The sequence below is a fragment of the Mycobacterium sp. AT1 genome (assembly GCF_002043095.1).
Classification (GTDB): Bacteria; Actinomycetota; Actinomycetes; order Mycobacteriales; family Mycobacteriaceae; genus Mycobacterium.
This window is the reverse complement of sequence record NZ_MVOC01000003.1, coordinates 43,829-61,178: the sequence shown is the minus strand read 5'-3', so window position 1 is coordinate 61,178 and position 17,350 is coordinate 43,829. Positions and strand designations below refer to the sequence as shown.

The window sequence follows — 17,350 nt, the reverse complement described above, 5'->3', positions numbered from 1 at the left end:
CCGTCGAGATCGACCGCGAGACATAAACTGTGGCGGGCCTTCTCGGCGTGTCGCCGCCGAGGCTTATGCCTCGCGGCAGCCGCGACGAGCCAGCGCGTGCCGGATGCGCTGGAGCACGTCCATCGGGTGCTCACCCGCGAGCACTCGGATGACGATCCATCCCATCCGCTCGAGCATCTGCAGTCTGCTGACGTCCTTCCGATATTGCTGACGGTCCGTTCGATGTTGGTCGCCGTCATACTCCACGGCGACCATGAACTTCTCCCATCCAAGATCGAGATAGGCAAGGGGGTAGTGGTCGCCGTTGTGAACCATCAACTGAGACTGCGGCTTTGGCAGACCGGCGTCCACGATGAGAAGCCGCAGCCAGGTCTCCTTCGGCGACGTGCCGCCGGCATCCATCAGCGCGATCGCTTCGCGGGCCTTCTGCACGCCTCTACTGCCACGGTGCCGAGTTAGCAGCGGTTCGACGTCGACCGCCGAGATGCCCGTCGCGTGGGCCAGCGCGTCCAGGCGTGTCACCGCAGCATCGCGGTCGAGATGACGACCGAGGTCCAGCGCAGTGCGAGCCGCCGTGGTCACCGAGATGCCGTCCACGACGGCGAACTCGTCGCCGTCGAGACGTTCATTGCGAGTGATCACTCCGCGGGGGGCGTGTTGGTTGCGCCAGATCAGCTCGACGGGTTGGCTGCCGTCCACCCACTTTGCACCGTGCAAGGCAGACGCCGTGACTCCTGCCACGACGCCGCGGCCCTTCGACCACAGCACCGCGGCACGCGCTCGGTCCGCGGTCGTCAGCTCCGCGAATTCCGCGACGTAGACGTCGGGATGAATGGCCTCGAAACGGGTGCGAAGCCGATGGCGGGTCAGCCGTCCACCGCTTACCGCACCACTCCCCGAGAAGACCGCTGCCATTCCCGAACCCTGGCATCGCCCACCGACAGGCCAGCGAGACATAAGCCATGGCGGCTCAAACCGGCGTGTCGTCGCCGCGGTTTATATCTCGCGGGAAAAAGGGACCGCGGGCCTACAAGCCCAGGTCGCGCAGGAACTCCGGCTTGTAGGCCTCGAGGATCACGTAGCTGGGGTCGGGCACCGGCGCGTCCGGGGCGTCGTCGTCGACGGCGTGTCCGTCACCGACGTCGACCCACTGCTGCGCGGAGGCATCCCACCGGCTCACCGTGTATTCCGCTGTGATGTCGTCGGCCAGGACGAGTTCACGCGTGGTGCGCTCGGCTTCCTTGGCGTCCTGCAGGCTGCGCGTGTACAGCTGAATCCGGTTGCCGTCACGGGTCACCGTCACCCGGCTGCCCAGCCGTTGGCGGGCCACGTCGTCCACGTCGAGGGACCGCAGCCGATCCCAGAAGGACAGGTGGTGCGCCTCGTCGCCGAGTTCTACCTCGACCTTGAACTCTTCGTCACGCATGGTCGACAACTTAGGCCATCGCCCGACGGCCGGTCAGAGCGCGTCCCAGGGTGAGCTCGTCGGCGAATTCGAGATCGCCACCCATCGGCAGCCCGGACGCGATGCGGGTGACCGACAGCCCGGGAATGTCGCGGAGCATCCGCACCAGGTAGGTGGCCGTGGCCTCGCCCTCGGTGTTGGGATCGGTCGCGATGATGACCTCGGCGACGTCGACGCCGTCGACTCGCTCACCAATTCGGTTGAGCAGCTCGCGGATTCGCAACTGCTCCGGCCCGACGCCCGACAGCGGATCCAGCGCTCCACCCAACACGTGATAGCGGCCGCGGAACTCGCGCGTGCGCTCGACGGCCGCAACGTCCTTGGGTTCCTCTACCACGCACACCAGCGACGCGTCCCGCCGCGAATCCGAGCAGATGCGGCAGCGGTCGGCGTCGGAGACGTTGCCGCACACCGAGCAGAACTGCACGCCGTCACGCACCTTGGCCAGCACGGCGGTCAAGCGGTCGATGTCCGGCGGCTCGACCGACAGCAGATGAAAGGCGATGCGCTGTGCGCTCTTCGGCCCGATGCCCGGCAGCTTGCCCAGTTCGTCGATCAGATCCTGGACGGGACCTTCAAACAAGTCAGAGCCCCGGAATGTCTAAGCCGCCGAGGCCACCGGCGAGCGGGCCAAGCTTGCTCTGCGCCATCATCGTCACCTGTTGGGCGGCGTCCCTGATGGCGCCGACGACGAGGTCCTGCAGCGTCTCGACGTCTTCGGGGTCGACGACCTTCGGGTCGATCGCGACGCCGGTCACCTCGCCGCTACCCTTCATCGTCACCTGCACCAGACCGCCGCCAGCCTGCCCGTGCACCTCGGCGACGGCGAGGGCTTCCTGCGCCTCCATCAGCTGCTGCTGAACCTGCTGAGCCTGCGCGAGGAGCGCCGACATGTCGGGCGGTTGGCCGGGTTGCATGACGGTCCCCTTGCGTATTGGTCTCGAACTGATTGCTGTCCCCAGCACGTCGCGATTCGTCCTTCAAGACTAGTCGTCCTGCGAGCTACGTTGGGCTCCGTGCACTTCCCTGCCTGCCTGCGTGTCGGCGCAGCCCTCGCCGTCGGCCTCCTCGTCGCCTCGCTCGTCGCGCCGAGCGCCGCCGCCGCCCCGACCAACATCGCCGGGCGCATCGTCTTCCTCGACCCAGGTCACAACGGCGCCAACGACGCGTCCCTGACCAAACAGGTCCCGACGGGACGCGGCGGCACCAAGGACTGCCAGACCAGTGGGACCGCGACCGACGACGGCTATCCCGAGCACAGCTTCAACTGGGAGACGGTGCTGCGCATCCGGCAGCAGTTGACCGCGCTCGGGGTGCGCACCGCGATGTCCCGTGGCGACGACACCGGGGTGGCAGCCTGCGTCGACGAGCGGGCGGCCATGGCCAACGCGCTACAACCGGACGCGATCGTGTCGATCCACGCCGACGGCGGGCCTGCCACGGGCCGCGGGTTCCACGTCAACTATTCGTCGCCGCCGCTCAACGCCGCGCAGGCGGGGCCGTCGATTCAGTTCGCGCAGACGATGCGCGACCAGCTTCAGGCGTCCGGACTGCTGCCCGCCAACTACATCGGCCAGGGTGGGCTCTACCCGCGCTCTGACCTCACCGGGCTCAACCTGGCCCAGTACCCGTCGATCCTCGTCGAGTTGGGGAACATGAAGAACCCGGCCGATTCGGCGTTGATCGAGAGCCCCGAAGGTCGGCAGAAGTACGCCGATGCCGTGGTGCGGGGCATCGCGGGCTTCCTCGCGACGCGACCTGCGCGGGCCGTCGCCTAACTACTTCGACTCGACCTGATTCTTCAGGTTGGCCAGCACCTCGGCCTGGATCTTGCGCAGGCCCAGAGGAGCGAACGTCTTCTCGAAGAAGCCCTTGACGCCGCCTGCGCCCTGCCAGGACGTCTTGACCGTCACCGACGCGCCCGGTCCGGCCGGGGCGACTGTGTAGTTGGTCACCATCGTGGAGTTGGCGTCCTTCTCGATGACGGCGTGACCTGCCACGTCGACGGTGGCCTTGACGTCGCGGACCCGCTTCTCGGTGGCCTGAAGCTTCCAGGTGGCGACGGTGCCTGCGCCCTGCCCGCCCTCCAGGACCTGGTAGTCGCGGTAGTGCGAGGAGAGGATCTTCGGGCGAACCGTCTGGTAGTCGGCGACGGCTGCGAGCACGACGTCGGGTTCGGCGTTGATCAAGACAGTGCTGGAGGCGCTGACCTGTCCCATCGGTGAAGACTCCTAGATCTGAGGGTGAACGGGGGTAATCCCGGGTCGGTCCTGTCGCATCGGGTGCGACCGAGGTCTAGCGTACGTGTGTGACTGTTGCAGCGAACGAAGCGCAGTCGGCCCACGCAGTAGGCGTGGAGAGACTGTTGGCGAGCTACCGCGCGATCCCGCCCAGCGCGACGGTCCGCCTGGCGAAGCCCACCTCGAACCTCTTCCGGGCCCGCGAGAAGTCGACCGTCAAGGGTCTCGACGTCTCCGGTCTGACGGGTGTGATCTCCGTCGACCCAGAGGCGCGCACCGCCGACGTCGCGGGAATGTGCACCTACGAGGATCTCGTCGCCGCCACTCTGCCGTATGGCTTGTCGCCGCTTGTGGTGCCACAGCTGAAGACCATCACCCTCGGGGGCGCCGTGACGGGGCTCGGCATCGAGTCGGCATCCTTCCGCAACGGCCTGCCGCACGAGTCGGTGCTGGAGATGGACATCCTCACCGGCACTGGCGAGGTGGTGACGGCAAGCCGCGACCTCAATCCGGACCTCTTTCACGCCTTCCCGAATTCCTATGGCACGCTTGGCTATTCGGTGCGCCTCAAGATCGAGCTCGAGCCGGTCAAGCCGTTCGTCGCGTTGACGCACGTGCGCTTCCATTCGGTGGCCGAGCTCGTCGCCACCATGGATCAGATCGTCGACGCGCAACGCTACGACGACTCGCCCGTCGACTACCTCGACGGCGTGGTGTTCAGCGCCGACGAGTCCTATCTCTGCATCGGCGTGCGGACCGCGACGCCCGGCCCGGTCAGCGACTACACCGGCCAAGACGTCTACTACCGCTCGATCCAGCACGCCGACGGCGAGAAGCGCGACCGGCTGACGATTCACGACTACCTGTGGCGGTGGGACACCGACTGGTTCTGGTGCTCGCGGGCGTTCGGCGCCCAGAACCCGACGATCCGGCGCCTCTGGCCCCGTCGGCTGCGGCGCAGCAGCTTCTACTGGAAGCTCATCGGCTACGACCGGCGGTTCGACATCGCCGACCGCATCGAGAAGCGCAACGGCCGGCCCCCGCTGGAGCGCGTCGTGCAGGACATCGAGGTGCCAATCGGGCGCACCGCCGAGTTCGTCGAGTGGTTCCTCGACAACGTGCCGATCGAACCCATCTGGCTGTGTCCGCTGAGGTTGCGCGACGACGAGGGCTGGCCGCTCTACCCAATTGCCGCGCATCACACCTACGTCAACATAGGCTTTTGGTCGTCGGTGCCCGCCGGCTCGGTAGAGGGACAGACGAACCGCCTGATCGAGGAGAAGGTCAGCGAGCTCGACGGCCACAAATCCTTGTACTCCGACGCCTACTACTCGCCGGAGGAGTTCGACGAGCTCTACGGCGGGGAAACCTATTCCACGGTGAAGAAGACCTACGACCCAGACTCGCGCCTGCTCGACTTGTACTCGAAAGCCGTGCAAAGGCGATGAGAGCTCACCGATGAGCAGAGAACACCGTTGAGCGCTTGCACGAACAGTGAAGGACCGGCATGACGACCTACAAAGACGATTCGGTGACGACCGGCAAGCTGACATTGGCCGAGATCCTCGAGGTGCTCACGGCCGGTGACGACCTGGCGATGAAGTTCACCGCATACGACGGCAGCTCGGCGGGCCCCGCCGACGCTCAGGTGGGGCTCGACCTGCGCACCCCCCGCGGCACCACGTACCTGGCGACCGCGCCCGGCGAGCTGGGGCTGGCCCGTGCGTACGTCTCGGGCGACGTGGTGCCCACCGGCGTGCATCCCGGCGATCCCTACGAGCTGCTGCGCGCCCTCGGCGACAACATGGACTTCAAGCGGCCGTCGGCCCGGGTGCTGGCCAACATCGTCCGGTCGATCGGCTTCGAGCATCTGCGACCGATCGCCCCGCCGCCGCAGGAGGCGCTGCCCCGCTGGCGTCGCGTCGCAGAGGGATTGCGGCACAGCAAGACTCGCGACGCCGAAGCAATCCACCATCACTACGACGTGTCGAACACGTTCTACGAGTGGGTCCTCGGGCCGTCCATGACCTACACCTGCGCGGCCTACCCGGACGCCGACGTGACCCTGGAAGAAGCCCAGGACAACAAGTACCGCTTGGTGTTCGAGAAGCTCCGCCTTCAGCCCGGCGATCGACTGCTGGACGTGGGCTGCGGCTGGGGCAGCATGGTGCGCTACGCAGCACGCCACGGTGTCAAGGCCGTCGGCGTGACGCTGTCCAAGGAGCAGGCGGCGTGGGCGCAGAAGGCGATCGCCGACGAGGGGCTCTCCGACCTCGCCGAGGTCCGTCACGGTGACTACCGCGACGTGCGCGAGTCCGGGTTCGACGCCGTGTCCTCGATCGGGCTGACCGAGCACATCGGCGTGCAGAACTACGCGTCGTACTTCCGATTCCTCAAGTCGAAGATGCGCACCGGCGCCCTGCTGCTGAACCACTGCATCACCCGCCCCGACAACCGATCTGGTGCGGGCGCAGGCGGCTTCATCGACCGGTACGTCTTCCCCGACGGCGAACTCACCGGGTCCGGCCGCATCATCACCGAGGTCCAAGACGTCGGCCTCGAGGTGCTGCACGAGGAGAACTTGCGCCACCACTACGCGCTGACGCTGCGCGACTGGTGCGCAAACCTGGTCGAGCATTGGGACGAGGCGGTGGCCGAGGTCGGGCTCCCGACCGCCAAGGTGTGGGGCCTGTACATGGCCGGATCGCGTCTCGGCTTCGAGACGAACGTCGTTCAGCTGCACCAGGTTCTGGCGGTCAAGCTGGACAACAAGGGCGGCGACGGCGGGCTGCCCTTGCGTCCGTGGTGGACGGCTTGACGCTAGGTCGGCGGGACGCCGTTCTCCAGCTGGACGTCAACGCTGCAGTCGCCCCCTCCTGCACGCTTCACCCGATACATTTCTCGATCGGCCTGCGACAGCAGATCGTCGAGGAATAGCGGACTTTGGGTGTTCCACCGGGCGGCCACCCCGATGCTCATGGTCACGGGCACGCCCTCGTGGCGAAACGTCGCGAGGCTGGTGAGCCAGTCGACGAGGTTGGGCAACCCGGTGGCGTCTTCGAGAAGTGCGATCACCGCCAGCTCGTCCCCGCCCAGCCTGGCGACGATGTCGTGACCTCGTCGTACCGATGACGTCAATCGGCGCGCAGCGGCGAGCAGCGTCTGGTCACCGAACGCGTGGCCGAACTCGTCGTTGCACGATTTGAATTCGTCGATGTCGCACACCGCGGCCACCACCACCGCCCCCTGCCTGGCGCTCCGCAGCAACACGTCCGCTTCGGCGTGCAATGCCCTGCGGTTTCGCAACCCGGTCAGTGGATCGCGTCCGGCCGAATTCGTGACGCGCGCGATCGCCCGTCGTCCGCCCTCGATGACCGCCTGGATGAGCAGGGGCAGCAATACGACCGTCGACAGGGCAGGCGCGTAGAAGATGAACAGGTCGAAGGTGCCGTACCCCTCGACCACCACCGCCCAGGCCGTCAGGCCGACGATCAACACTGTGCTGAACACGCAATGCGCCATCAGAATCCCGGCGCCAAGCAGGAACGCCGCGAACACCCCGATCAGGCCCATGTGGAGGGTCGCGCACAACCGAGCCTCGGGCGCCGACAGAACGGTCGCCGCAACGCCGATCGACACGTCGGCCCACACCACGAACGCAACTGCCATGCGATAGCCCGGCATCGGGGCCAGCAGCCACGCAATGCCGACGACCACCGAGGACGCCACGACAGCCCGGTGCACCAGCATGGCGACTGGCGTCGCCGGGCTCAAAGGGTGCAACTCGACTACGAATCCGAGCACCGCCATCGACAGGCACAGTCCGCTGATCGCTACCTTGAGAGCTCCCGAATGTCCGCTCCACCGCAGGGCACCGATGGCGAACGCGTAATCGTCGCGTCCCACGATGCCTCCCAAGGCGTCCCAGTCGGCAGGCTGGCAGCCGGAGACGCCGCCAGCTTAAGCTCCCTCGATCCGCCGGGCGCCCAGTTCGCTCTGCAGTAGCTCCAGTGCGACCTCTTCCGGGTCGCGACGTGGCCCTGGCTCTTCGTGGACGGCTTGGGCGAGCATGCTTTCCTCGTCGTCCTCCTCGACCGGGGGTGGGGTCTCCTCCACCTGACGAGGGCGGGCGACGGGCGCCGGCGCGGTCGGCGAGCCCGCTTCGCAGCGGATGTTCCAGTCCACACCGAGCGCGTCCTTCAACGCGTCCCTGATGATCTCGACGTTGCGCACCTCGTTGAGTCGGGCCGCGAGCGGCGCCGACACGTGGCTGAGGACGAGGGTGTCGCCCTCGACCGCGAGCACGACGGCGCCGTCGAGCATGACGTCGGTCGGGCGCCGGCGTTCGCGCACCTTGTCCCGAACGGTCGACCACATGGTGCGGACGGTGGCGGCATCCGGCTGGCCCGGAGCCGCGGGAGCGGCGGCCGACGGAGCGGGTGGCGGCGGTGCAACGAGCGGCTGGGCCACCGGTGGTGGCGTGGGTGCCACCGGTGGTGGTGGCGCCGCGGGCTCGGGCCGTGCCGGCTGCGGTGTGACGGGCGGCTGGGCGACCGGCGGCTGGGCCACCGGCGGCTGTGTCACGGAAGGGGGCGCGGGTCGCTCCTCCTGCGGCGGCGGTGCCGACGCCTCGGGGGCGGCGTTGCTCCTGCGCACGAATTGTTTGGCAGGTGCCGCCGCCTCCGCCTCGGCGACAACGGCGGCCGAATGGGCCGCCTCCCCGGCCGGGATGGAGACGTTCATCCTGGTTTCGAGTCGCTCGATGCGTTGCAGCAGAGCAGCTTCCGTGTCGCTGGCCGACGGCAGCAGCAGACGCGCGCAGACGACCTCGAGCAGCAGCCGCGGTGCAGTCGCCCCGCGCATCTCGCCCAGCCCCGCATGGACCACTTCGGCGTAGCGGGTCAGGGTCGCGGAGCCCAGCGTCGCGGCCTGTTCCCGCATCCGCTCGACGACGTCGTCCGGTGCGTCGACGACACCGCGCGCCGCGGCGTCGGGAACGGCCTGGAGGACGATGAGGTCCCGGAACCGCTCGAGCAGGTCGACGGCGAACCGACGAGGGTCGTGGCCCGCGTCGATGAGCGCCTCGACGGCACCGAACAGCGCCGCTGCGTCTCCGGCGGCAAGCGCGTCGACCGAGGCGTCGATGAGCGCCAGGTCGGTGGCGCCCAGCAGGGCCAGCGCTCGCGAGTAGGCCACCTGCTTGCCGTCGGAGCCGGCCAGCAGCTGATCAAGCACCGAAAGGGTGTCGCGTGGCGAGCCGCCGCCAGCGCGAATCACCAGCGGGTAGACCGCGTCGTCGACGCCGACGTTCTCCTGGGCGCAGATGCGCTCCAGCAGGCCGCGCATCGTCTTGGGCGCCAGCAGCCGGAACGGGTAGTGGTGGGTGCGCGAGCGGATCGTCGGCAGCACCTTCTCGGGTTCGGTGGTCGCGAACACGAAGATCAGGTGGTCCGGCGGCTCCTCCACGATCTTCAGCAGGGCGTTGAAGCCCGCCGTGGTGACCATGTGCGCCTCGTCGATGATGAAGATGCGGTAGCGCGACTGGGCCGGGGCGTAGAACGCGCGGTCCCGCAGTTCGCGGGTGTCGTCGACGCCACCGTGGCTCGCCGCGTCGAGTTCGACGACGTCGACGCTGCCGGGCCCGTTGGGCGCCAGCGCGACGCAGGAGTCACAGATACCGCACGGCGTCGGGGTTGGCCCCTGTTCGCAGTTCAGCGATCTGGCCATGATGCGGGCCGACGACGTCTTGCCGCAGCCACGCGGACCGGAGAAGAGGTAGGCGTGGTTGATGCGCCCTGAGGTCAGTGCCGTCGACAGCGGCTCGGTGACGTGCTCTTGACCGACCACCTCGGCGAAGGACGCTGGTCGGTACTTGCGGTAGAGAGCCACGGAAGCAGGTTACTCAGACTCTCCGACGCGCGGCGCCCTAGTCACCGGCGAGCAGGGACTCGGTTGCGGCAAGCAGCGCGCAGGTCGCCAAACCGTCGACCGCCTCGTTGAGATCGGGTACCGACGGGAAGGACGGAGCGATGCGAACGTTCTTGTCTTCCGGGTCTTTTCGGTAGGGGAAGGCGGCTCCCGCCTCGGTCACCGCGATGCCGGCATCCTTGGCGAGAGCGATCGTCCGCCGCGCCGTGCCGGGCCACACGTCGAGGCTGACGAAGTAGCCGCCCTTCGGGTCGGTCCACGAGGCGATCTTGGACTCGCCGAGACGGTCCTCGAGGATCTGGCCGACGAGTGCGAACTTGGGCGCCAGCAGCTGCTGATGCTTCTGCATCTGCAGCCGTACCCCGTCGGCGTCGCCGAAGAAGCGAAGGTGACGCAGCTGGTTGACCTTGTCTGGTCCGATCGACTTCTTGCCGGCGTGCTGCAGGTACCAGGCGATGTTGCCGAGCGAGCCGCCGAAGAAGCTGACGCCGGCTCCGGCGAACGTGATCTTCGAGGTCGAGGCGAAGACGTAGGGGCGGTTCGGGTTGCCCGCCTTGGCGGCCAGCCCGAGGACGTCGACCTGCTTGACGAAGTCGTGGGTCAGCGTGTGCACGACATAGGCGTTGTCCCAGAACAAGCGGAAATCGGTTGCGGCGGTCCGCATTTGAACCAGTCGGCGCACGTTCTCCCAGGAGTAGGTGACGCCAGTCGGGTTGGAGAACACCGGGACGCACCACATGCCCTTGATGGCGGGGTCGCCGGCGACGAGCTCCTCGATCAGGTCGACGTCGGGACCTTCCTCGAGCATCGGCACCGGGATCATCTCGATGCCGAAGGTCTCGGTGATGGCGAAGTGGCGGTCGTAGCCGGGCGACGGGCAGAGGAACTTGACCACGGGTTCTTGACTCCACGGTCGCGGCGAGTCGACGGCGCCGTGCAGCAGTGAGAACACCACCAGGTCGTGCATGATCTCGAGGCTCGCGTTGTTGCCCGCAATCAGGTTCTGCACCGGGATGCCGAGCAGTTCCCCGAAGATGGCCCGCAGCTCCGGCAACCCGTGCAGACCCCCGTAGTTGCGGGTGTCGGTGCCCTCACCGTCGCGAAAATCGGCGCCAGGCAGCGTCAACAGGTCGTTGGCCAGGTCGAGCTGCTCAGGAGACGGCTTGCCCCTGGTGAGATCCAGGCTGAGCTTCTTGGCCTGCAGCTCGGCGTAGTTGCGGCGCTGCAGCTCGTGCTGCGCATCCAGTTCGTCACGACCGAGGGACAGAAACGACAAGGCAGGCCTTCCGCTGGGCCGTGAATTGAAAGGGGACCCCGCGCACCCGCCAGAGCCCATTGACCCTTGCTGCCTTCCGGCCCTGGGGGAGTTCACAGGATGGACGCCGCGCGGGGTCCGACAGCGAGTGTAATACCCCGGCGTCGGCGGTGACGCATGCCGCTCGTGAAGAGTGGGCGGTTCGGTCGGCTAACATGGCCCGCGGAGGATTCGCCTAGTGGCCTATGGCGCTCGCCTGGAACGCGGGTTGGGTTAATAGCCCTCAGGGGTTCAAATCCCCTATCCTCCGCGCTGGTCCGGGTATGGCCAGGCTTCTTGAGCCTGGCCATACCTTGACCCTTTTGCACGGCCCACCGACTCGAGGAGGAGTATGCGGCGCTGGATCGCGGTCCTGTGGCACGCATCTTTCTTCGTCATCGCCGGAGCTCTGTACTTCTTCTTCGTCTTGCCCCGCTGGTTCGAGCTGACCGGCGCATGGTCGTCCGGTCTCGGGCTGCCGATCCGCGTCGTGTGTGGTGCGTTGATCGGTCTGGCGGCCCTTCCCGTCGTGCTGACGTTCCTGAAGTCCCGGCGACCTGAGTTCGGGACGCCGCAGCTGGCGCTCACGCTGAGGTTTTGGTCGATCGTCCTGCACGTTCTCGCCGGTGCGCTGATCATCGGCGCCGCCGTCAGTGAGATCTGGGTCAGCCTGGACGCCGCTGGTCCAACGTTGTTCGGCATCTACGGGGCCGCGGCGGCGATCGCGGTTCTCGGCGCGCTGAGCTTCTACTTGGCCTACGCCGCCGAACTGCCCCCACCCCCGCCGAAGCCGCTGCGCCCGAAGGCCCAAACTCGCCGTCGCGGTCGGGGTGCCGACATCGACACCGTCGACGAAGTCGACGAAACGGGTGAAGTCGACGAATCGGACGACGTCGAGACCACCGAAGCCGGGGTCGTCGACGAGCCCGTGAGCGACACCGAGGTAGAGGACGTCCCGGAACCCGTCACGGTCGCCGAGACGGCTGAGACCACCGAGGTCTCCGAGACTCCCGAGGCCAGTGAGACCGCTGAGCCTGCCGTGGCTGCCGTGGCTGCTGAGCCTGCCGCGCCCTCCGAGACCGCCGTGCCTGCTGAAACCGCTGAAGACACCGGTAACGCCGACGAGTCCACCGCCGATGAGTCCGATAGCAAGTTGCGCAACCGACGCCCGAGCGGCAAGTCGACTTCGCGGCTGTTCGGGCGCTCGCGCCTCTGAGTGGCACTCGACGACTGACCTCACGGGGCCGTTGCGTCGACAGCCCACGGTGTCAACGTCAGAATCGTGGGTATGAACTCGAGCTAGACACGGCGGAAGGTGCCCCATGCGCAGGTTCCACACCAGATGGCGATTCATCGTCGCCGTCGTGGCCACGGCCGCCGCGACGTCGACGGTCGTCGCACCTGCGGTGGTGTCAGCCGCGCCCATCGATCTGTCGAGCGTCGCCGCCCAGGTGGAGCCGGCCGTGGCGCGCATCGACACGACCATCAACTACCAGCACGCCATCGGCGCTGGTACGGGCATCGTGTTGGACCCCGGCGGAACCCTCTTGACCAACTTCCACGTCGTGCAGGGCGCGGACAGCATCACCGCGACGGTCTCCGGCCGGCCCTACCTCGCCGACCTGGTCGGTTACGACCGCAACAGGGACATCGCCGTGCTGCAGCTGCGCGGCGCGGGCGGCCTACCGGTCGCGGTGCTTGGCGATTCGTCGCAGCTCGCGGTGGGTGATCCCGTCGTCGCGCTCGGCAACGCAAGGGGCTCGGGAAGTCCGCTGACTCAGGAGGCGGGCGAGGTGGTCGGCTTCGGACGCACCATCAACGCCAAGGACGAGTTGACTGGCAGTTCGAGTCAGGCCACTGGGTTGATCGAGTTCGCTGCACCGGTGCGTGCCGGCGACTCCGGCGGCCCGATGGTCAACGCCGCAGGCCAGGTCATGGGCGTCACCACCGCGGCGACGGTCAACTTCCGGATGGATCCCGGCGGCTCCGGTTTCGCCATCCCTATCAACGACGCCCTCGCGACGGCCAATCAGATTCGCTCGGGATCGCCGTCGAGCACGGTCCACATCGGGCCTCCGACACTGCTCGGGGTCGGGGTGAATTCCCGCAATCAGCCGAACGACCTGCCGGGCGTCATCATCTTCGAGGTGCTTCGCGGCGGTCCGGCCCAGCAGGCGGGTCTGCACGACGGTGACGTCCTGCTCAGCATCGACGGGGAGCAACTCGGTTCGGCGACGGAGTTGACCAACGTCTTGGACCGCCACTATCCCGGCGACGTCGTCGACCTGGTGTGGATCGACCGGTCGGGCCAGCAGCTCACCGGCAAGGCAACCCTCGCGTCCTGAGGACTGAGTAGATTGGCGCGCATGGCACTTCGATTGCTCCTCGCGTCCGCGCTTGCCGCGGCGGCGACCGCAATGAGCCCGTGGTCGGCCAGCGCCGACCCGTCGAGTCCGGAGCCTGGCTGCCCGGTGACCGATCCCCCGGTGATCAACCGATGCGGGTGGGAGGCGCCACCTACCCCGGCCCCGCCGCCGCCTGGCGTGAAGGTGTACCTGTGCAAGGACGACTCGTACACGTTCACCCAGAGCCCGAAACGTGGGGCGACCTGCGCGGAGAACGGCGGCGTCAAGCAATGGATCGCCGGCTGATCGTTCCGGCCTGTCCCCCAGGTCCAATCCCCCGCCCAAGCCACCGTATGACGACGCGACGGTAAGCCCCGCATACGAATGCGGTTCGTGGTGATGCGCGGCCTGGGGCGGATCGTTGTCATCTGTCCATATGTTCATATCGTGTGTTAAATTAGGACGAGAGGTGCACTACGTCGCATAGCGCCAGCCCAAGGGCGGGAGCAATGCCATGCGCGACCGTTCGGATTCATGGCGTGCCTTGAGGTGAAGCTCGTACCGGGTTGCCGGAGGTGCCGTCAACTGAAATGTGTTGCAAATCAAGGGGAACTGCGGATTCGGGCGCGATCCACGCATAGGCCGGAACATCGTGCGGATGCATCTGGCCGAGTTCGTACGTTCGACAATTTGGGGTCCTGTGATGGCTGACGACGAGAAAACCCGATGGGCGATTGACGTGATGACCGCGTGGGTCGATCACGACAGCGACAGCGATTTCGTCCACGAGCGAATCGCCGCCTACTCGTCGGCCCCAGGCGGGCACCCCGGCTTGATCACGGGACTCGTCAACTTGGCTGGGCTGCTCCTGATGGGCATGGAGGTGAGCACGGGTAAGAGCACACCGGAAATCCTGCAGGCCATTGCATCCACAGTCGCGAGACATCACCCGTCGCATACCGTCGATGGGAGCGCTCCTTAGCGCGGCTCCTGTTTGAAGTCAAGGGTATCCTCATGCCGCCAGCGAACGATGAGTTCGCTTGTGCCCGTGCAGATTTGCCAGAGTCCGTGGTCGTCCCCTCAGCCAAGCGGCGCTCGGCGACAACGATTCGGTGGTAATTGCCGCTCTTCGTCTTCGCGGTATGCCGCTACCAGACGCGGAAGTGCGCCGCGGTGGCGATGGCGTCGGAGGTGCTGAACTCCACGACCAACTTCAATGTCCACGAACCCGGAAGGGGCACCACGGCGTTGGAGCTGTGCCATTCGTCGTCGGCGGACCGTTCGAACTTGACGTTGAGCGCTGCGATTCTCGCGTCCTCCGACGAGAGTGTGCCGCTCACCGACGTGGCCCGAATCGGATGGCCCGCGGCGTCGAGAACCTTCACCGAAATCGTGGTGGGACCGCGCCGGGTGGTGTCGAGGCGGACCTGCGCCGATCGGCGGTCCAGTGGTGCACTCAGTGTCACCGGAGGGCCATAGGTGGCACGCGCCGGGGGCTGGGACACCAGCGCGGTGGTCACCGCGACGACGGCCAGCCCGAGCGCTATCTCCGCGGGCACCGTACGGCGCAACGTCCTCGGGTCCAAGCGCCGTTGCCCTAGACGGGCGAGTGCCAACATCAGGGCCACGATCGCCAGTTTCACCGACAGGGTGATGCCATATCCGGTGGACCACATCGCCTCGACAGGTCGAACCTGGCGCCATGCCTGGTATTCACCGCTGAGGATCAACACCGAAACACATCCGAAGGCGATCAGGGACCAGCGGTGCAGATTGTCCACGCGTCGCGCTGGCAACACGGCCAAACAGAGCGTGACGAGACCCCCCAACCACAGGGTCATAGCCAGCAAGTGCAAGGCCGTGATCACGGTCGCCAACCAAGCCTGGTCCCCAACTCCGGCATGACCCTCGACCGCCACGGTCAGGGCCACCCCCACCGAGCACACGGCGAGAACGCTCGTGGAACCACGGCGCTGAAGGCGCAGGGCGACGCCAAGTGCCGCGATTAGCATGGCCCGCAGGACGAGGATTGCCCCGGTCCTGCTGAAGAGGGTGTCGGACAGCGCGTCTCCTGTGAGGACCGCCGACCAGCTGGCGTTTAGGCTCTGGGGTCCTTGAAGCAGGAAGTGCGCGATGGTGGCGACCGCGATCGAGGCCCACCCACCGGCGATCAGCATTCTCATCCGGGCCAGTGCGAGCGCCCATGGCCACAAGACTCGACACACCAGCGACACCCCTACCGCCAGCACCAACCCGACGTAAAGAACCCCGCGGGCGAGGTCGGACGCAAGGGTCAGCTGGCCCGAACGGTTGGGAGGTGCAGGTGGCATAGCGCCGGCATCCTGACCGACACCGAAACTCACCGATCCAGAGACGATGTGGCCGTCCGCCGAAATGACGCGCCAGGTCGCCGCATAGCCCCCGCGGGGAAGTTCCGGGCGTAGCGGAATCACGATGGTCGTCGCGTCGGCGGAGAGATGAGCCGTTCCCTCGTCAGCTCTCTCACCCGTCGTCGAAATGACCTGTGCCGCTGCCGGAACCAACCTCACGGACTCGTCGAAGGTCAGCGTTACCGTTGCCGGAGCAGACGCCACGCGTGCCCCGTCCGTTGGCGAGCTGGCCACGAGAACGGCGTGGGCGTTTGCGGGCGCTGCCGCCAGACCGAGGATGGCAAACGCCAAGACCACGGCTGTCAGCAACGCCGCAACCGGTCTCAATTCTTGCGGCGGAGCAACGCGAAGTTCGCCACGCCGAGCAGCACGGCGAGGACGGCGACGATCAGCCCGGCGATTCCCGGCCACGCGGGTGCACTCGCGGGTGCGGCGGACGCGGGCTCCGCAGCCACGGGGGTAGCCGTCTCGCCCGAACCCGGCACGAGCGTCAGGGCGGGCGCGGGATGCTCCGGCTCCGGCTGCCCCTCGGCGGCCTTCTCGTTCCAGTTCACCGTGCTTCCGTCGCTGTAGAACTGTTCGGCGGGAAACGACACCGATGCCGCCTTGGGCAGTGGACCGACAGACAGGTTGAACTCGTCGAACTGATTGGGCGGAATCGCAGCCTGCGGAGTGTCGGCCTTCCAGTCCACCACCGAAACGTAATCGGTAACGGTGTTGCCGTCATCGTCTTTCTGCGGGGTGGCCAACTTCTTCTTGGTCACCGTCGCCGTCCAACCGGCCTTTGGCTGAACCGACGCCGACAGGATCGGAGTGTCGTCGGGCAGGGTCACCCGGATCTCCGTCGTAGATGCAGTGTCCGACTCCGACGGCACCCGGAACGTCGCGACTCCATAGCCCCCCTGGGTGGCGTCGGTTCCGGAGACCTCCACGTGGGCCAGGGCGGGCGCGGCGAATCCGATTGCCGCTGCGGTAGCCATCGCCGCCACGGTGGTGGTGCGTATCATTCGCTTCATGATTCGATTCCTCTTGTCGTACAGGTAAATTCGCTGAATTCAGATGATGAGAGCCGCGAACGACACCCCCATCCCCGCTGCCATCAGCAGGTCGGCGAGCGGACGTTGCGGACCCCGGATCACGACGAAGAACGACCGCAGGGCAGCGCCGAGGAAGAAGGCCACGGCGACGCCACAGGTGACGATCACCCAGATCGGGGTGGACGGTGGGGCACCGGGACCACTCCCACCGGCCATGTCCATCCCGGGCATCGCGCGCATAGCGCCGACCGCCGGGGCCGCCGGCAGTGACGTCGAGGACATCACCAACGCCATCACTACCATCGAGGCCATCATCACGCCGTGATAGACGGTGTGACCGATGTCGGCGGCGAACAGCGCAAGGTAGGCGAAGTAGAGGGCACCTGCGGTGAAGAGCAGAACGTAGGCCAGGGGGGAGACGTACACACCCCAGGGCCAAGCCATCGCCAACATCGCGACCGCCATCAACACGTGCAGCGACCAGGCCACCTGAGCCAGTCGCCCGCCAGCCGCGAGCACCCGGGCGAGGTAGAGACCCGCACACGCGACGAACACACCCGTGAGCGCCCACCGCAGCGCCGCCGAGGCCATCTCCATACTCAAGAAGTCGCGATCGGCGATCGAATGGTTCCCTGGGAATGCACTGTGAGC

General features: G+C 67.0%; 18 protein-coding genes, 1 tRNA gene and 1 other RNA gene. 8 read left to right on the top strand and 12 right to left on the bottom strand.

The features are described 5' to 3' along the window. Positions 1 to 63 precede the first annotated feature (63 nt). From B1790_RS01515 to B1790_RS01500, 4 genes are all read right to left on the bottom strand, one after another. The gene (locus tag B1790_RS01515) at positions 64 to 915 is read right to left on the bottom strand and encodes a DUF559 domain-containing protein (RefSeq protein WP_079921371.1); all 852 of its coding nucleotides are present in this window, start codon (positions 913 to 915) and stop codon (positions 64 to 66) included. Between the two features lie 112 nt (positions 916 to 1,027). Then, entirely contained in the window at positions 1,028 to 1,426 is a 399-nt protein-coding gene (locus tag B1790_RS01510; RefSeq protein ID WP_079921370.1) for a hypothetical protein, read from the bottom strand. A gap of 10 nt (positions 1,427 to 1,436) precedes the next feature. Next, a complete protein-coding gene (gene recR / locus B1790_RS01505) occupies positions 1,437 to 2,048 on the bottom strand; it encodes a recombination mediator RecR (RefSeq protein ID WP_056552522.1) in 612 nt (203 codons plus the stop codon). 1 nt (position 2,049) lies between these two features. After that, positions 2,050 to 2,382 carry a YbaB/EbfC family nucleoid-associated protein gene (locus B1790_RS01500; RefSeq protein WP_079921369.1) on the bottom strand — a complete coding sequence of 111 codons (333 nt, stop codon included), beginning with the start codon at positions 2,380 to 2,382 and terminating at the stop codon, positions 2,050 to 2,052. A gap of 99 nt (positions 2,383 to 2,481) precedes the next feature. On the opposite strand from B1790_RS01500, the gene B1790_RS01495 reads away from it, so the two are divergent. Next, positions 2,482 to 3,243 carry an Rv3717 family N-acetylmuramoyl-L-alanine amidase gene (locus B1790_RS01495; RefSeq protein ID WP_369832266.1) on the top strand — a complete coding sequence of 254 codons (762 nt, stop codon included), beginning with the start codon at positions 2,482 to 2,484 and terminating at the stop codon, positions 3,241 to 3,243. On the opposite strand, the gene B1790_RS01490 is transcribed toward B1790_RS01495, so the two are convergent. Next, a complete protein-coding gene (locus tag B1790_RS01490; RefSeq protein ID WP_079921367.1) occupies positions 3,244 to 3,684 on the bottom strand; it encodes an SRPBCC family protein in 441 nt (146 codons plus the stop codon). Between the two features lie 89 nt (positions 3,685 to 3,773). Between B1790_RS01490 and B1790_RS01485 the strand changes: the two genes are divergently transcribed. Both B1790_RS01485 and B1790_RS01480 read left to right on the top strand, forming a co-directional pair. Then, complete coding sequence (locus B1790_RS01485; RefSeq protein ID WP_079921366.1) at positions 3,774 to 5,153, top strand: FAD-binding oxidoreductase; 1,380 nt, start codon at positions 3,774 to 3,776, stop codon at positions 5,151 to 5,153. A gap of 59 nt (positions 5,154 to 5,212) precedes the next feature. Further along, positions 5,213 to 6,523, top strand: coding sequence for a class I SAM-dependent methyltransferase (locus tag B1790_RS01480; RefSeq protein ID WP_079921365.1), 1,311 nt, complete (start codon positions 5,213 to 5,215; stop codon positions 6,521 to 6,523). 2 nt (positions 6,524 to 6,525) lie between these two features. On the opposite strand, the gene B1790_RS01475 is transcribed toward B1790_RS01480, so the two are convergent. From B1790_RS01475 to ffs, 4 genes are all read right to left on the bottom strand, one after another. After that, the gene (locus B1790_RS01475) at positions 6,526 to 7,611 is read right to left on the bottom strand and encodes a GGDEF domain-containing protein (RefSeq protein WP_079921364.1); all 1,086 of its coding nucleotides are present in this window, start codon (positions 7,609 to 7,611) and stop codon (positions 6,526 to 6,528) included. Between the two features lie 54 nt (positions 7,612 to 7,665). Next, positions 7,666 to 9,594 (bottom strand): DNA polymerase III subunits gamma/tau, encoded by a 1,929-nt coding sequence (locus tag B1790_RS01470; RefSeq protein ID WP_079921363.1) that lies wholly within the window; start codon positions 9,592 to 9,594, stop codon positions 7,666 to 7,668. 37 nt (positions 9,595 to 9,631) lie between these two features. Beyond that, the gene (locus B1790_RS01465; protein WP_079921362.1) at positions 9,632 to 10,909 is read right to left on the bottom strand and encodes an aminotransferase class I/II-fold pyridoxal phosphate-dependent enzyme; all 1,278 of its coding nucleotides are present in this window, start codon (positions 10,907 to 10,909) and stop codon (positions 9,632 to 9,634) included. A gap of 26 nt (positions 10,910 to 10,935) precedes the next feature. Continuing rightward, an RNA gene (ffs, locus tag B1790_RS01460) (signal recognition particle sRNA small type) lies at positions 10,936 to 11,032 on the bottom strand. A gap of 80 nt (positions 11,033 to 11,112) precedes the next feature. On the opposite strand from ffs, the gene B1790_RS01455 reads away from it, so the two are divergent. The 5 genes from B1790_RS01455 (at position 11,113) to B1790_RS01435 (ending at position 14,254) form a co-directional block, all read left to right on the top strand. Then, positions 11,113 to 11,198: transfer RNA gene (locus tag B1790_RS01455), tRNA-Ser, on the top strand. Between the two features lie 81 nt (positions 11,199 to 11,279). After that, a complete protein-coding gene (locus tag B1790_RS01450) occupies positions 11,280 to 12,143 on the top strand; it encodes a hypothetical protein (RefSeq protein ID WP_079921361.1) in 864 nt (287 codons plus the stop codon). Between the two features lie 106 nt (positions 12,144 to 12,249). After that, a complete protein-coding gene (locus B1790_RS01445; protein ID WP_079921360.1) occupies positions 12,250 to 13,272 on the top strand; it encodes a S1C family serine protease in 1,023 nt (340 codons plus the stop codon). A gap of 21 nt (positions 13,273 to 13,293) precedes the next feature. Continuing rightward, positions 13,294 to 13,578, top strand: a complete 285-nt coding sequence (locus B1790_RS01440; protein ID WP_079921359.1) for a hypothetical protein — start codon at positions 13,294 to 13,296, stop codon at positions 13,576 to 13,578. A 397-nt stretch (positions 13,579 to 13,975) separates the two neighbouring features. After that, positions 13,976 to 14,254 (top strand): hypothetical protein, encoded by a 279-nt coding sequence (locus B1790_RS01435; protein ID WP_079921358.1) that lies wholly within the window; start codon positions 13,976 to 13,978, stop codon positions 14,252 to 14,254. Between the two features lie 166 nt (positions 14,255 to 14,420). On the opposite strand, the gene B1790_RS01430 is transcribed toward B1790_RS01435, so the two are convergent. From B1790_RS01430 to B1790_RS01420, 3 genes are all read right to left on the bottom strand, one after another. Continuing rightward, positions 14,421 to 15,896, bottom strand: a complete 1,476-nt coding sequence (locus B1790_RS01430) for a copper resistance CopC/CopD family protein (protein WP_142270960.1) — start codon at positions 15,894 to 15,896, stop codon at positions 14,421 to 14,423. Positions 15,897 to 15,985: 89 nt separating this feature from the next. After that, positions 15,986 to 16,678: a YcnI family protein gene (locus tag B1790_RS01425; RefSeq protein WP_079921357.1), complete on the bottom strand. Its 693-nt coding sequence runs from the start codon at positions 16,676 to 16,678 to the stop codon at positions 15,986 to 15,988. Positions 16,679 to 16,717: 39 nt separating this feature from the next. Beyond that, positions 16,718 to 17,290: a DUF5134 domain-containing protein gene (locus tag B1790_RS01420; RefSeq protein WP_158083730.1), complete on the bottom strand. Its 573-nt coding sequence runs from the start codon at positions 17,288 to 17,290 to the stop codon at positions 16,718 to 16,720. Between the last annotated feature and the right edge of the window lie 60 nt (positions 17,291 to 17,350).

Bases quoted from the DNA above. Each gene is read 5' to 3' on its own strand.
- B1790_RS01420 (WP_158083730.1), bottom strand. From the start codon at position 17,290: ATGGCCTCGGCGGCGCTGCGGTGGGCGCTCACGGGTGTGTTCGTCGCG.
- B1790_RS01515 (WP_079921371.1), bottom strand. From the start codon at position 915: ATGGCAGCGGTCTTCTCGGGGAGTGGTGCGGTAAGCGGTGGACGGCTG.
- B1790_RS01480 (WP_079921365.1), top strand. From the start codon at position 5,213: ATGACGACCTACAAAGACGATTCGGTGACGACCGGCAAGCTGACATTG.
- B1790_RS01490 (WP_079921367.1), bottom strand. From the start codon at position 3,684: ATGGGACAGGTCAGCGCCTCCAGCACTGTCTTGATCAACGCCGAACCC.
- B1790_RS01500 (WP_079921369.1), bottom strand. From the start codon at position 2,382: ATGCAACCCGGCCAACCGCCCGACATGTCGGCGCTCCTCGCGCAGGCT.
- B1790_RS01425 (WP_079921357.1), bottom strand. From the start codon at position 16,678: ATGAAGCGAATGATACGCACCACCACCGTGGCGGCGATGGCTACCGCA.
- B1790_RS01435 (WP_079921358.1), top strand. From the start codon at position 13,976: ATGGCTGACGACGAGAAAACCCGATGGGCGATTGACGTGATGACCGCG.
- B1790_RS01445 (WP_079921360.1), top strand. From the start codon at position 12,250: ATGCGCAGGTTCCACACCAGATGGCGATTCATCGTCGCCGTCGTGGCC.
- B1790_RS01510 (WP_079921370.1), bottom strand. From the start codon at position 1,426: ATGCGTGACGAAGAGTTCAAGGTCGAGGTAGAACTCGGCGACGAGGCG.
- B1790_RS01450 (WP_079921361.1), top strand. From the start codon at position 11,280: ATGCGGCGCTGGATCGCGGTCCTGTGGCACGCATCTTTCTTCGTCATC.
- B1790_RS01440 (WP_079921359.1), top strand. From the start codon at position 13,294: ATGGCACTTCGATTGCTCCTCGCGTCCGCGCTTGCCGCGGCGGCGACC.